Genomic DNA, 15,019 nt, shown 5'->3' on the forward strand with positions numbered 1-15,019 from the left:
TCATTCGGTGGACAGGATTCTCACCTGTCTTTCGCTACTCATACCGGCATTCTCACTTCTAAGCGCTCCAGCAGTCCTCACGATCTGCCTTCAACGCCCTTAGAACGCTCTCCTACCAATGCACCTTATGGTGCACTCCACAGCTTCGGTAAACTATTTAGCCCCGGTACATTTTCGGCGCAGGGTCACTCGACTAGTGAGCTATTACGCACTCTTTAAATGGTGGCTGCTTCTAAGCCAACATCCTAGTTGTCTGTGCAACCCCACATCCTTTTCCACTTAATAGTTATTTGGGGACCTTAGCTGGTGGTCTGGGCTGTTTCCCTTTCGACTATGGATCTTATCACTCACAGTCTGACTCCCGGATATGAATGAATGGCATTCGGAGTTTATCTGAATTCGGTAACCCGAGATGGGCCCCTAGTCCAAACAGTGCTCTACCTCCATCATTCTCAATTCCGAGGCTAGCCCTAAAGCTATTTCGGAGAGAACCAGCTATCTCCAAGTTCGTTTGGAATTTCTCCGCTACCCACACCTCATCCCCGCACTTTTCAACGTACGTGGGTTCGGTCCTCCAGTGCGTTTTACCGCACCTTCAACCTGGACATGGGTAGATCACATGGTTTCGGGTCTACGACAACATACTCATTCGCCCTATTCAGACTCGCTTTCGCTGCGGCTCCGTCTCTTCAACTTAACCTCGCATGCTATCGTAACTCGCCGGTTCATTCTACAAAAGGCACGCTATCACCCATTAACGGGCTCTAACTTGTTGTAGGCACACGGTTTCAGGATCTATTTCACTCCCCTTCCGGGGTGCTTTTCACCTTTCCCTCACGGTACTGGTTCACTATCGGTCACTAGGGAGTATTTAGCCTTGGGAGATGGTCCTCCCGGATTCCGACGGAATTCCTCGTGTTCCGCCGTACTCAGGATCCTCCTAGGTGTTATCCAAATTTCGTCTACGGGGTTTTTACCCTCTTTGACATACTTTTCCAAGTATTTCGACTATCTGAATAGACTACCATATCGGAGTCCTACAACCCCAACAAGCAAGCTTGTTGGTTTGGGCTTTTCCCGTTTCGCTCGCCGCTACTCAGGGAATCGAATTTTCTTTCTCTTCCTGCAGGTACTTAGATGTTTCAGTTCTCTGCGTCTACCTCGACTGCGCTATGTATTCACGCAGACGTAACATCCTATAAAAGATGCTGGGTTCCCCCATTCGGAAATCTCTGGATCATAGCTTACTTACAGCTCCCCAAAGCATATCGGTGTTAGTCCCGTCCTTCATCGGCTCCTAGTGCCAAGGCATCCACCGTGCGCCCTTATTCACTTAACCTTTGACCTTACGGTCGGTTTTGAGTACTTCTTCTAGCGATAGAAGGTTGCTCAAGAAAATAAGCGTTGAACTTATTAAAAAACTCTTTTAACATTTCAACTCGGTGTGTGTTACTTGTTTTGATTATTTCTTCGATATCCAGTTTTCAATGAACAAATTTTGTTTGAGAGTAAACCTCTCAAAACTGAACAAAGGCAAACGATGTGTAGTCTTCCGAAATATTCCTTAGAAAGGAGGTGATCCAGCCGCACCTTCCGATACGGCTACCTTGTTACGACTTCACCCCAATCATCTATCCCACCTTAGGCGGCTGGCTCCAAAAGGTTACCTCACCGACTTCGGGTGTTACAAACTCTCGTGGTGTGACGGGCGGTGTGTACAAGGCCCGGGAACGTATTCACCGCGGCGTGCTGATCCGCGATTACTAGCGATTCCGGCTTCATGTAGGCGAGTTGCAGCCTACAATCCGAACTGAGAGAAGCTTTAAGAGATTAGCTTAGCCTCGCGACTTCGCAACTCGTTGTACTTCCCATTGTAGCACGTGTGTAGCCCAGGTCATAAGGGGCATGATGATTTGACGTCATCCCCACCTTCCTCCGGTTTGTCACCGGCAGTCTCGCTAGAGTGCCCAACTAAATGATGGCAACTAACAATAAGGGTTGCGCTCGTTGCGGGACTTAACCCAACATCTCACGACACGAGCTGACGACAACCATGCACCACCTGTCACTTTGCCCCCGAAGGGGAAGCTCTATCTCTAGAGTGGTCAAAGGATGTCAAGACCTGGTAAGGTTCTTCGCGTTGCTTCGAATTAAACCACATGCTCCACCGCTTGTGCGGGCCCCCGTCAATTCCTTTGAGTTTCAACCTTGCGGTCGTACTCCCCAGGCGGAGTGCTTAATGCGTTTGCTGCAGCACTGAAGGGCGGAAACCCTCCAACACTTAGCACTCATCGTTTACGGCGTGGACTACCAGGGTATCTAATCCTGTTCGCTCCCCACGCTTTCGAGCCTCAGCGTCAGTTACAGACCAGAGAGCCGCCTTCGCCACTGGTGTTCCTCCATATATCTACGCATTTCACCGCTACACATGGAATTCCACTCTCCTCTTCTGCACTCAAGTCTCCCAGTTTCCAATGACCCTCCCCGGTTGAGCCGGGGGCTTTCACATCAGACTTAAGAAACCGCCTGCGCTCGCTTTACGCCCAATAAATCCGGACAACGCTTGCCACCTACGTATTACCGCGGCTGCTGGCACGTAGTTAGCCGTGGCTTTCTGGTTAGATACCGTCAAGGGATGAACATTTTACTCTCATCCTTGTTCTTCTCTAACAACAGAGTTTTACGATCCGAAAACCTTCTTCACTCACGCGGCGTTGCTCGGTCAGACTTTCGTCCATTGCCGAAGATTCCCTACTGCTGCCTCCCGTAGGAGTCTGGGCCGTGTCTCAGTCCCAGTGTGGCCGATCACCCTCTCAGGTCGGCTATGCATCGTTGCCTTGGTGAGCCGTTACCTCACCAACTAGCTAATGCACCGCGGGTCCATCCATCAGTGACGCAAAAGCGCCTTTCAACTTTCTTCCATGCGGAAAATAGTGTTATACGGTATTAGCACCTGTTTCCAAGTGTTATCCCCTTCTGATGGGCAGGTTACCCACGTGTTACTCACCCGTTCGCCACTCTTTTTCTTTCGGTGGAGCAAGCTCCGGTGAAAGAAAAAGCGTTCGACTTGCATGTATTAGGCACGCCGCCAGCGTTCGTCCTGAGCCAGGATCAAACTCTCATAATGATTTGTTTGAATGACCATACGGTCATTAAGCTCATAAAAATTAACTTTGCTAGCTATTGCTTGCATGTATTTGTTTCAATAAATTGAAACGTCCTACACATTGGTTCGTTTGCTTGCTTTGTTCAGTTTTCAAAGGTCTACCGTGCTGTGTTAGCAACTTTTATATCATATCAGAGCGACATTTGATTGTCAACTCTTTTTTTAAAAGTTTTTTTCGCTCGTTGTTTTTCAACTTCGTAGCGGCTGCCTCAGCGACTTAATTAGAATAACAAATGATTTGTTATTTGTCAACAACTTTTTTCAATTAATTTTGTTGATGTATCAACATCAATTAACTGTTTTAAAATTGCGACTTCGTTATAATATCATCTGTCGAGCTGTGCGTCAACTACTTTTTTCAATTCTTTTTAGGAATTCATTTAGTCATTTGGCACATGTAATAATATACCAAGACTTGTGCTATTCGTCAACCATAAAATGATTGATAGACCAACGTTTCTAGTTACTCCGTTTCCAAAGATGATTCGTGATTTTTAGTCCGTGATTTCCGCCTTTTTTAAGGACTTTTTCCGTTATTATTAGCCTATCGTTCGTCTTTTTCCTTTTTGTGTTTTCTTAATTCCTATCATTCTTATAAATTTAAGTATGATTTTATCTATTTTGTGGAATATTTGCTAAAATGGAGAAAAGAATATTGTTCCTAGGAGGACCCAGTATGAAAATACTTGTAGCAGATGATGACAAAGAGATCGTAGAACTATTAAGCATTTACTTACACAATGAAGGCTATGAATCGGTCAAAGCATACGATGGAAAAGAAGCACTGACCAAGATTCGCACCACTTCTGATATCGAGCTATTGATCTTAGATATCATGATGCCTGAAATGGACGGCATGCAAGTCGTCAAAGAATTGAGAAAAGAATCCCAAATCCCCATTATTATGTTGACCGCTAAAACAACCGATATGGATAAGATTCGTGGATTGGTCGCCGGTGCTGATGATTATGTCACCAAACCTTTCAATCCATTAGAAGTCATGGCACGGGTAAAATCGTTATTGAGAAGAACTAAGATGCAGGCTGCTTCAAATCAACCAGAGATTCTGGAAGTAAGCTCCCTTATCATCAACCGCGATTCCCATGAAGTAAAAACGGTGGATGGCAATGAGATCCAATTGACCGCATTAGAATTTGGCATCCTCTATTTATTGGCATCGCATCCGAACCGTGTCTTTAGCGCCGATGAGATTTTTGAACGAGTTTGGAAACAAGAAAGTGTCGTTTCTGCCAAAACAGTGATGGTCCATGTCAGTCACTTGCGAGATAAGATCGAAGAAGCCACGGATGGTGAAAAAGTCATCCAAACAGTATGGGGGGTCGGCTACAAAATAGATGCGAAGTAAACCAACTGAAAAAAAGCGCAACACACCAATCGAAAAAAAGAAACGGATCACGTTGACCTCAAAGGAAATCAGTGAGTTATTTGCGGAAGGAATTGTAACGATTGTTCTTTTACTTCTATTGAATGTCGCTATTTTGGTCATCTTGACCTCAATACGAGAAAACTCACCGGTTTTAGTCGAAGCGATCTATGAATCAAAGAATGCGTTCACGGCTGCCTTTAATACAGATATTTTTCGCAGTGGTCGCAACTTCATTCTACCGATGTTCTTCCTATTAGATGTGATCGTCTTATATTGGCGTTTGATTCGACGTTACCATCAAATGCAGCTACGTCACATTATCAGCGAGCTGCACTTTATCGCAGAAGGCAACTACGATCATCGCATCCCCTTCGAGTTACGGGGCGATTTAAGTCGGATCGTTTCTAATATCAATGGCTTAGTCGACAGTACGGTGGCGGCGATCGAAGATGAACGGCGGATCGAGCAATCCAAAGATGAGCTGATCACCAATGTCAGTCATGACATTCGGACACCATTGACTTCGATCATCGGCTACTTAGGTCTAATCGAAGATCGACAATACCATTCGGAAGAAGAATTGCTGAAATATACTCATACGGCGTATGTCAAAGCCAAACAAATGAAATCCCTCGTCGATGATTTGTTTGAATACACGAAAGTGCGTCAGCCTAGCGTGCCCATTAATGTGATGGAATTTGATATGGCTCAGCTAGTGGAACAATTGGCGGCGGACTTTGAATTAGAAGCTAGTCGAAAAGGCATCAAGATCGAAACCTACACCCGTCCAGAGCATATCGAAATGGATGGCGATACCGAAAAACTGGTGCGAGTTTTCAACAACCTGCTGTCAAATGCCTTGAAATACGGCAAAGGCGCCGATAAGATCCGCATGGAGGTCGAGAAAGTCGGGACCGAAGCGATCTTAACCGTCAAAAACAATGGACAAATGATTCCTAAGCAAGCCCTTGATTCTCTATTCGACCGTTTCTACCGAGTGGAAGAATCCCGCTCTCAAGAAACAGGAGGAACTGGCTTAGGTCTAGCGATCGCTCAAAGCATCGTCGCCTTACATGGCGGCTATATCTATGCCAAATCAACGCCAGAATGGACGTCCTTTATTATTCATCTCCCGTTGAAGCGCAACAATTTGTCCAACACACAAACCTATGGTTGACGCCCCAACATTTTTTGGGTATGCTAAAGAAAATAATCAAGGCACAGAACCTAGTATATTTTTTTCATCTAGTAAAGAGAGCTGATGGTTGGTGAAAATCAGTGTTGGAAAAAATAGAATCCAGTTCTTTAACGTGTATTTTTCGAAAGAAAAATCGTTGACTCACGATACGAGCAGCAAGGGCAGCGCAAGCTGAACTTGGGTGGCACCGCGAATGGTCATTTCGTCCCAAGCAACACGGGATCGGAATGGCCTTTTTTCTATGGAAAAATCAAAGGAGGATGTATCACTATGTTAGATGTAAAAATGATTCGCCAAAATTTTGCTGAAGTACAAAGCAAACTCGCAACACGAGGCGTGCAAAAAGAAGTATTGGACCGCTTTTTAACGCTTGACGAACGTCGCAGAGAACTCTTAGTCCAAACGGAAGAACGCAAGAAATTGCGCAACGATGTTTCTGGTGAGATCGCTGCCTTGAAACGGGCAAAAGAAGACGCGGCAGATAAAATTGCCCAAATGAAAGAAGTCGGCAGCCAAATCAAGCAATTGGATGAAGAGATTGCTCAAATTGATGAAGACATCAAAGAGATCGCCACGACATTGCCGAATTTGCCAAATGATTCTGTTCCAGTGGGCAAGGATGAAGACGACAATGTAGAAATCCGCCGCTGGGCAGAACCAAAAGCCTTTGCCTTTGAACCAAAACCGCATTGGGAGATCGCTGAAGAGTTGGGGATCCTCGACTTTGAGCGGGGCGCCAAAGTTTCTGGCAGCCGCTTTGTTTACTACAAAGGCTTAGGTGCTCGTTTGGAACGTGCCTTATACAACTTCATGCTGGATCAGCATGTCTATGAGCATGGCTATACCGAGATGATCACCCCTTATATCGTCAATAGCCAAGCAATGTTTGGCACGGGGCAATTTCCAAAGTTCAAAGAAGATGTTTTCCAATTGGCAGACACGGATTTGACTTTGATTCCAACTGCTGAAGTACCTTTGACCAATTACTATCAAGGGGAGATCTTAGAACAAGAACAGCTCCCTGCCTACTTCACTGCCTTGAGCCCATCATTTCGTTCAGAAGCTGGCAGCGCTGGTCGTGATACCCGCGGCTTGATTCGCCTGCACCAATTCAATAAAGTTGAAATGGTGAAATTCAGTGATGCTGACCATTCTTATGAAGAATTAGAAAAGATGACGGCTAATGCCGAAGATATTTTGCAAAAACTCAACTTGCCTTACCGAGTGCTTAGCTTGTGTACAGGAGATATGGGCTTTTCTGCGGCGAAGACCTATGATTTAGAGGTATGGATCCCTGCTCAGGAAATGTACCGTGAGATCAGCTCTTGCTCAAACTGTGAAGATTTCCAAGCACGCCGTGCCATGATCCGTTACCGCGATCAAGAGGGCAAGATTCACTACATGCATACACTAAATGGCTCTGGTCTGGCTGTCGGTCGGACGGTAGCCGCAGTGCTTGAAAATTATCAAAACGAAGACGGCAGTGTAACGGTACCAGAAGTTCTGGTTCCTTACATGGGCGGACTGACAAAAATCGAAGAAGCCTAAGCCTTAGTACCCTTAATTGCACCCCCTTCGTAACAGTCACTCCACGTGATCTGTTACGAAGGGGTTTTCTAGTTCACCTAATAGATAGTGGTTGCAAAAGACCCCCTAACGCCCTTGATCATTTCTTGCAAGAGAAACAACGCAACTAGGCTGTAATTTTTAAATGAATAATTAGAAAAATCCCTTCATCTTTTTAAGTCTCTATCAGAAACCGGGCATGATCGTTGAAAGTACCTGTGACTTATGGTAACGTGGGCATAATTTAGGATGGAATGAAGGGAGCTTCACCAATGCCCGAACGAAAGACCTATGCCCGTCGGAGTGACTTGCACAAGAAACCAAACAATAATCAAAAACGAACAGCGTCAGCTGAAGAAAGACCGAAAGGACCACCCTCGAGAAAGAAGCCGTATCGAAAAGCAATTTTTTCCTTATTCGCCTTATTATTGATCGTTTTGATCGCGACGGCTGGCTCAGTCCTTTACACGTTACACCAGCAAGAAGTCGCAGCCCAAGAAAAATATGAGGCGGCTGCGGAGAAATTACTGGCATCAATCCAAGCAGAACAAAGTCAAAATGGGTTAAAAACAACGCCTGAAGTGCTCTCCAAAGGCGCAACCAAAGAATTGATCTACCGCCCGCAAGACCTTGATACGTTTCCCATCAAAGATATCAAAGAACGGTTGACACAAGCCGCTGATCACTTGCGTAAAAAACAAACGAAAAAAGAAGTCGTCACCGTTGCCCGCATCCAAGCACAAGCAGCGGCGTCAAAGGTGTCTACTTATTCATTGAAAGCCGACAGCTATGTGTGGAATCGAGAAACCGGACGTTTTGAAGATGCGGACAGTCTAACGGATGCACCGATCTTCGTATCAGAGAAGACGCAAACCGAATTGTCTTTGAAAGAACTGGTTCCTGATGAAGGCAGCTTATTAGGTATTCAACAAGTCATTCAGCAGAAACTGCTGGATCAAGCCAAAGAACCCGCCAAAATCATCGACGCCGTCTTGGCCATGGAGCGGATCACCTTCGATTCGAAATTTACTTACGATCCAGAGAAGCTGACCATCGAATTGCCAAAAAATCAGACGGGAGCGACGGAAATCACCCTGCCTTACAACGAGATCGCCCCATTCATTGATCCTGATCTCGTGGCTGCTGACCAACTCAACAATGCCTTGCCAAGTTTAGACCCCAATAAAAAATACGTGGCATTGACCTTTGATGATGGACCTAACAGTACCTCCACCATGGATCTGTTGAACATCTTACAAGAAAATGACGTTAAAGCGACCTTCTTTATGCTGGGACAAATGGTAGAGCAATATCCGCAAGCTGCTAAAAAAGTCCAAGAAGCTGGACACGAGATCGCCAGTCATTCTTACTCTCATCCGCAGCTGAATACTCTTTCAGCGAAAGATTTGCAGGCAGAAGTCACAAAAACCAACAAAGCCATTTATAATGCGACGGGTTTACTACCTAGAAATTTACGGCCCCCTTATGGCGCTATCGACAAACAAAGCGCAGAAACCATTGGCATGCCGATCATTCAATGGGACATCGATTCTCAAGACTGGAAATTGAAGGATCCGAAGAAGATCAATGCCTTGGTGCAACAAAATGTCTTTAATGGTGCCATGATCTTGATCCATGATATTCACCCGAAATCTGTGAAAGCCGTACCGGGAGTCATTAAAATGCTCAAAAACGAAGGCTACGAATTCGTGACTGTCGATCAATTATTAGAAGCACGGCAAAAACCATTGCATCAATACTTTGGGATGAACGACGAGCGCCTCATTGACTAAATAAAAAAAGGAACGCAGCAAATTGTCTCTTGCTGCGTTCCTTTTTGGTTATTGGATCGTTCCCTCTTTTTTTAGCCCTTCTTATCCTCATATACATTGGTCACAAAAATTTGGATCAACAGTTCAGCGACAGCTTTTGGCGGCATCATTGAGAAATCTTTGAGCCAGCGTTCGATCAACCCGATAGACCCGCAGACAAAAAAGCTAAGACACAGTTCCAATTCTTCCTCGGAAGCATCTTGAAAGTATTGGGCAAACCGTTTCAAGGTCTCCGGTTTGATCTCTGACAATAAAAGATTCAGCAAATGGCTGTTGTTCAACAAAATCAAATGGGTCGTACTAGGATTCTCATACAAAATCGTCAACAGCTTTTCCAACCAAAGATCCAATGACAAATTTTCCTGCTGCAAGTTCGATGCGATCTGCTCAACAAGCTCCCCTTCGATTTCCTCCAACAACGCGGCCGTATCCTTATAATATTTATAAAATGTTCCTCGGTTGATATCGGCTCGTTCCGCAATCTCTTTGATCGTGATTTTGCGGTACTCTTTTTCCAACAATAACTCCTGAAAGGCGCGTCGGATCACTTTTTTCGAGTAGATCGTTCGACGATTCCCCACAGTCCCCACCATATCGTTTCCCCTTTTCTCTGTACATTTGATCAATACTTGTCTATTTAATGACAAATACGTAAGCATTGAGGATTGCTCTTACTTTTCTTTCTTAGTATACTAACACCATGTGATTAAATCAACACGTGTTTAAAAAATGGAGGCTTTATTAATGAGTTATGTTGAAGTAAAGAATGAATATAAACGCTATCAGATGGGCGAAACCACCATCACTGCCAACAACGATCTTTCCTTTGCCATTGAAGAAGGCGAATTAGTGGTGATCCTTGGCCCCAGTGGTGCAGGAAAATCGACCGTTTTGAATATTTTAGGTGGGATGGATTCGCCAGATGAAGGACAAATCATTATCGACAATGTCGATATCGCGAAGTTTAACGATAAACAGCTGACGGAATACCGCCGCAAAGACGTCGGGTTCGTCTTCCAGTTTTATAATTTGGTGCCGAACCTGACAGCGAAAGAAAACATTGAATTGGCAACAGAAGTCTCACCGAATGCACTCGATCCTGATGAAGTCTTAGCACAAGTAGGGTTAGAAAACCGTAAAAACAACTTTCCTTCGCAGCTCTCTGGTGGGGAACAGCAGCGGGTATCGATCGCTCGGGCGTTAGCCAAAAACCCGAAATTGCTATTATGCGATGAACCAACCGGTGCGCTGGATTTTGAAACAGGCAAACAAGTGTTGAAGCTTTTGCAAAATGCCAGTCGGAAAAACGGCAATACGGTGTTGATCATTACCCATAACAGCGCCATTGCCCCGATCGCCGATCGGGTGATCCATATCAACGATGCCACTGTCCGTTCCATTGAAGAGAATCCTCATCCAATCTCGATCGATGAAATCGTTTGGTAGGAGGATCTGATGAAAAATAAAACCTATCTTAAAGCAAGTTTGCGGGAGATTCGCCAATCAAAAGGCCGCTTTATCGCAATCACCTTGATCATTTTTTTAGGAACGTTTCTCTTTGTCGGTGTCAAAGCGACGGGACCGATCCTGAACCATTCCGCGAGTGAATATGTCAACGGTCAGCATTTAGCAGATCTGCAGGTCACTTCCACGCTGGGATTGACGGAGGACGACATTGATGCGGCGGAAAAAAGCGGTGCGCACACAGAAGCCGCCTATCAATTTTATTACGCTGCCAATTCAGATGAAGTCGTGCAAGTGACCTCTTATGATCCCTCGCAGGAACTCAACCAGCTACTGGTGAAGGACGGCCGACTGCCAGAAAAAGCCGATGAAATCGTGCTGGACACCGAAGCAAAAAATTATGGCTGGCAAATAGGAGATACTTTTACGATCGATGATGCCGATAATCTGTCGGACAAAGACTATACGATCGTTGGGTTCGCCACCTCTCCCATTTATATCAGTGCTGCCGAACGTGGCTATGCGAATGTCGGCAGCGGTGTCGTGACGTATTTTGCTTATGTACCGGAAGAACAGTTCAAGATGGAGGTCAAATCGATCCTTTATCTCGCCTTTGATGATGTCGCAGGCCTTGAAACATACTCCGATGCGTACACCGACAAGATGGCAGCCCATCAAGAAACGATTGAGGAACTGTTTGCGGATCGCCCTAAAGAACGCTTAGCAGAAATTCAGCAAGATGCTTTTGATGAATTAGCGCCTGCAGAAAAAGAAGTCCGCGATGGACAAAAACAGTTAGCTGATGGACAAGCCCAACTGGATCAGGCCAAAGCGGAACTAGAACAACAGCAAGCCGCCCTGGCACAGCTGCCGCCCGTACAACAAGCAGCCCTCGAAGGCCAATTGACCGCTGGGGAAGAAGAATTGGCTCAGCAGCAAACCCAATTAGATGAACAGCAACAAGAACTAACCGATGCCCAACAAACACTGGCAGAAAAACGTACAGAGATCGAAGACTTGGCAGAACCTACGTATCTTTACAACCAACGCAAAGACAACCCCGGTTTCCAAGAGTATGGCGGGCTGTCTGATCGCATCGCAGCGATCGCCAATGTGTTTCCTGTCTTTTTCTTCTTTATCGCTGCGTTGATCACCTTTACGACACTGACGCGGATGGTAGAAGAAAACCGCAAAGAGATCGGTACCTTAAAAGCGATGGGCTATGGCAAAGTCGAGATCTCCCTTAAATATTTGATTTATGCCCTCCTGTCTTCGGCCATTGGCATTATCAGTGGTGCCGTATTAGGGACGGAACTGTTGCCGCGTTTGATTTATTTTCTATCCAGCGAACGGTATCTTTTAGACGGGATTCGCGTCTATTATGTCTGGTCGCCAATTATTTTGGCCGCGATCGCCTTTTTACTGGCGACGCTCGGTGCTTGCCTCTTTGTTTTGATCAAAGAATTGCGGGAAAAACCTGCCCAGCTACTGCAAGTTCGGGCGCCAAAACCTGGGAAACGGATTTTATTAGAGGCCATTACACCCTTATGGTCACGCTTAAGCTTCAATCAAAAAGTCAGCTTCCGTAACATCTTCCGCTACAAATCGCGAATGATCATGGCAATCATTGGCATCGCCGGCTGTACGGGACTGATGGTGGCAGGCGTTGGGTTGAAAGATTCCTTAAGTGCTGTGACTGCGAAACAATTTGGGCCCATTACGGATTATCAAGCCGTCGTGACCTTAAATGATGCGAAGGAAGAAACCGTTGCTGCCACTGAAACTGTTTTAACAGACGATCCTCTTGTGACCCATTCGATGCTAGTCTACAATGAAACGATCGAGATTCGACCAGCTAACCAAGGAAAACAAAGTTTGACCTTGATGGTCCCTGCAGATCAAGAAGCTTTTACCGACTATGTCCATTTGAAAACAACGGCAGGTCAGAAGCTGCCATTAACAGAAGGCGCCGTGCTGACTATGAAATACGCAGAATTGTATGATCTGCAGGTTGGCGATACATTGACCTTCTATACTAGCGATCAAGAAGCCTTTGAAGTACCTATTAGTGGCATCGCAGAAAATTATTTAGGCAATTCTCTTTATCTGTCACCAACCGTTTACGAAGAAATCACCAATAGTACCTTTGAACCGAATGCGTTCTTAGTCAAAAGCAAGACGATGACGAAAAAGCAAGAGGAAGCTTTATCAACAGCCTTGTTAGATACCGACAAAGTCAAAAACACGACGTTCCTTTCCACTCAGATCAAAATGCAGGATGATTCGATGGGCAACTTGAACTCCATTGTCTTGATCTTAGTTGTATTATCAGGGGCATTAGCCTTTGTCGTCTTGTATAACTTGACCAACATCAATGTTTCCGAGCGGATTCGCGAACTTTCTACCATTAAAGTATTAGGGTTTTACAATAAGGAAGTCACCATGTACATCGTACGGGAAAATATCGTCTTTACGTTATTTGGGATTCTCGCAGGCTACGTGGTAGGTTACTTCTTGACTGACTTTATTTTGATCCAAGCTTCGATGGAAAACATGGTCTTTCCATTAGTGATCAATTGGCCGGCCTATGCTTTAGCCGGCGGCATGACGATTCTCTTTACGATCATCGTGATGTACGTCACCCATGTGAAACTGACTCATGTCAACATGATCGATGCATTGAAATCAAACGAATAAGCTGCAGCTAAAGCGATTTGCTGATCATCCAGCAGTGAGTTTAAAGAAAAGGACGCCACTCTTGCCTAGATAGCTGAGAGTGACGTCCTTTTTTGAACAAATAATCCCCTCTGTCCGCTTTTGAACAGAGGGGATCGTTTGTTTTCACGTGAAACATTTTATGATTTTACAGAGTAGTTCGGTGCTTCTTTCGTGATTTGAACATCGTGGGGATGTGATTCTTTTAGTCCGTTGCCGCTCATTTGGATGAATTGTGCTTCATCACGTAATTGCTGTAGATTGCCAGCACCGACATAACCCATCCCTGATTTCAACCCGCCGATCATTTGGAAGATGATATCAGAAACGCTGCCTTTATAAGCGACACGCCCTTCAATGCCTTCTGGAACCAATTTGTTGGCTTCGTTTACGCCCCCTTGGAAGTAACGGTCGCTGGAGCCTTTTTCCATTGCCCCCAATGAACCCATTCCGCGGTACGTTTTGAAGCGACGGCCTTGATAGATTTCGAATTCACCTGGTGATTCATCGGTTCCTGCCAACATGCTGCCGAGCATTACGGCATGTCCGCCAGCTGCTAAAGCTTTGACGATATCCCCAGAGTACTTGATCCCACCATCGGCAATGATTGCTTTGCCATATTGACGTGCCACAGAGGCTGCATCATAGATCGCGGTCAATTGAGGAACTCCGACACCGGCTACCACCCGAGTGGTACAGATCGAGCCTGGACCGATCCCGACTTTTACGACATCGACACCAGCATCATACAATGCTTTCGTGCCTTCGGCAGTAGCAACATTTCCAGCAATCAATGTCGCTTCTGGGAAATGCGCGCGAATTTCAGAGATTTTGCGTAAAACACCGGCACTGTGTCCGTGGGCAGTATCAATGACGATCGCGTCCACGCCTGCATCCAATAATGCTTGTGCTCGTTCAAAGGTATCGCTGGTAACACCGACTGCCGCTGCCACTAATAGACGTCCATGCGTGTCTTTGGCTGCATTCGGGAATTCGATCACTTTTTCAATATCTTTGATAGTGATCAACCCGCTTAAGATCCCTGCTTCATCAACGATCGGTAATTTTTCGATCTTGTGTTGTTGTAAGATTTTTTCCGCGTCTTTCAACGAAGTACCGACAGGTGCTGTGATCAATTGGTCTTTGGTCATCACATCATTGATCGGCATCGTATAATCCGTGACAAAACGCATGTCGCGGTTCGTGATGATACCGACTAATTTGCGGTTTTCCATCGTTTCTACGATCGGTACCCCACTGATGCGGTACTTGCTCATCAAATGTTCTGCATCAGCAACTAAGTGGGTTGGTGTTAAGAAAAACGGATCGATGATCACGCCGCTTTCAGAACGTTTTACTTTGCGCACTTCATCTGCTTGCGCTGCGATACTCATGTTTTTGTGAATTACGCCAAGTCCGCCTTGACGCGCCATTGAGATCGCCATTTTACTATCAGTTACGGTATCCATACTGGCACTTATGATTGGAATATTTAGTGTAATATTCGGGGCAAGCTGCACTTTCATATCCACGTCATTTGGCAAGACGTGACTTTCTGCCGGAATCAATAAGACATCATCAAACGTTAACCCTTTTTTTACAAATTTGGTTTCCCAGTTGGACATTTTTGTAACCACTCCTTAAAGTTTTTAGGTATTTTTAAAAAAATAGCAAAGATTTTTTCATAAGTC

At 45.3% G+C, this 15,019-nt stretch carries 8 protein-coding genes, 2 rRNA genes and 1 other annotated feature; of the genes, 6 read left to right on the top strand and 4 right to left on the bottom strand.

The genetic code is table 11. The features are described 5' to 3' along the window. Together A5878_RS00005 and A5878_RS00010 are read right to left on the bottom strand one after the other, a co-directional pair. Positions 1-1,339, bottom strand: a 23S ribosomal RNA gene (locus tag A5878_RS00005); the annotation flags it as partial. A gap of 229 nt (positions 1,340-1,568) precedes the next feature. Further along, positions 1,569-3,127: ribosomal RNA gene (locus A5878_RS00010) — 16S ribosomal RNA — on the bottom strand. Positions 3,128-3,842: 715 nt separating this feature from the next. Between A5878_RS00010 and A5878_RS00015 the strand changes: the two genes are divergently transcribed. The 4 genes from A5878_RS00015 (at position 3,843) to A5878_RS00030 (ending at position 9,110) form a co-directional block, all read left to right on the top strand. After that, positions 3,843-4,532: a response regulator transcription factor gene (locus A5878_RS00015; RefSeq protein ID WP_008376963.1), complete on the top strand. Its 690-nt coding sequence runs from the start codon at positions 3,843-3,845 to the stop codon at positions 4,530-4,532. Beyond that, positions 4,522-5,730 carry a cell wall metabolism sensor histidine kinase WalK gene (locus tag A5878_RS00020; protein WP_005226244.1) on the top strand — a complete coding sequence of 403 codons (1,209 nt, stop codon included), beginning with the start codon at positions 4,522-4,524 and terminating at the stop codon, positions 5,728-5,730. Before A5878_RS00015 ends, A5878_RS00020 begins: the two co-directional genes overlap by 11 nt. Before the next feature lie 30 nt (positions 5,731-5,760). Next, positions 5,761-5,964, top strand: a binding site (T-box leader). Positions 5,965-6,021: 57 nt separating this feature from the next. Continuing rightward, on the top strand, positions 6,022-7,299 hold the full coding sequence (serS, locus tag A5878_RS00025) for a serine--tRNA ligase (protein WP_086294298.1): 1,278 nt from the start codon (positions 6,022-6,024) through the stop codon (positions 7,297-7,299). 290 nt (positions 7,300-7,589) lie between these two features. After that, positions 7,590-9,110 (top strand): polysaccharide deacetylase family protein, encoded by a 1,521-nt coding sequence (locus tag A5878_RS00030; RefSeq protein ID WP_086294299.1) that lies wholly within the window; start codon positions 7,590-7,592, stop codon positions 9,108-9,110. A 71-nt stretch (positions 9,111-9,181) separates the two neighbouring features. Here A5878_RS00030 and A5878_RS00035 read toward each other — a convergent pair whose 3' ends face one another. Further along, entirely contained in the window at positions 9,182-9,808 is a 627-nt protein-coding gene (locus A5878_RS00035) for a TetR/AcrR family transcriptional regulator (RefSeq protein ID WP_086294300.1), read from the bottom strand. Between the two features lie 85 nt (positions 9,809-9,893). Between A5878_RS00035 and A5878_RS00040 the strand changes: the two genes are divergently transcribed. Beyond that, entirely contained in the window at positions 9,894-10,595 is a 702-nt protein-coding gene (locus tag A5878_RS00040; RefSeq protein WP_010748457.1) for an ABC transporter ATP-binding protein, read from the top strand. Positions 10,596-10,604: 9 nt separating this feature from the next. Beyond that, on the top strand, positions 10,605-13,310 hold the full coding sequence (locus A5878_RS00045; RefSeq protein ID WP_086294301.1) for an ABC transporter permease: 2,706 nt from the start codon (positions 10,605-10,607) through the stop codon (positions 13,308-13,310). A gap of 158 nt (positions 13,311-13,468) precedes the next feature. On the opposite strand, the gene guaB is transcribed toward A5878_RS00045, so the two are convergent. Further along, positions 13,469-14,953 (bottom strand): IMP dehydrogenase, encoded by a 1,485-nt coding sequence (gene guaB / locus A5878_RS00050; protein WP_074535545.1) that lies wholly within the window; start codon positions 14,951-14,953, stop codon positions 13,469-13,471. Between the last annotated feature and the right edge of the window lie 66 nt (positions 14,954-15,019).

This window comes from Enterococcus sp. 3G6_DIV0642 (genome assembly GCF_002140635.1).
Classification (GTDB): Bacteria; Bacillota; Bacilli; order Lactobacillales; family Enterococcaceae; genus Enterococcus_D; species Enterococcus_D casseliflavus.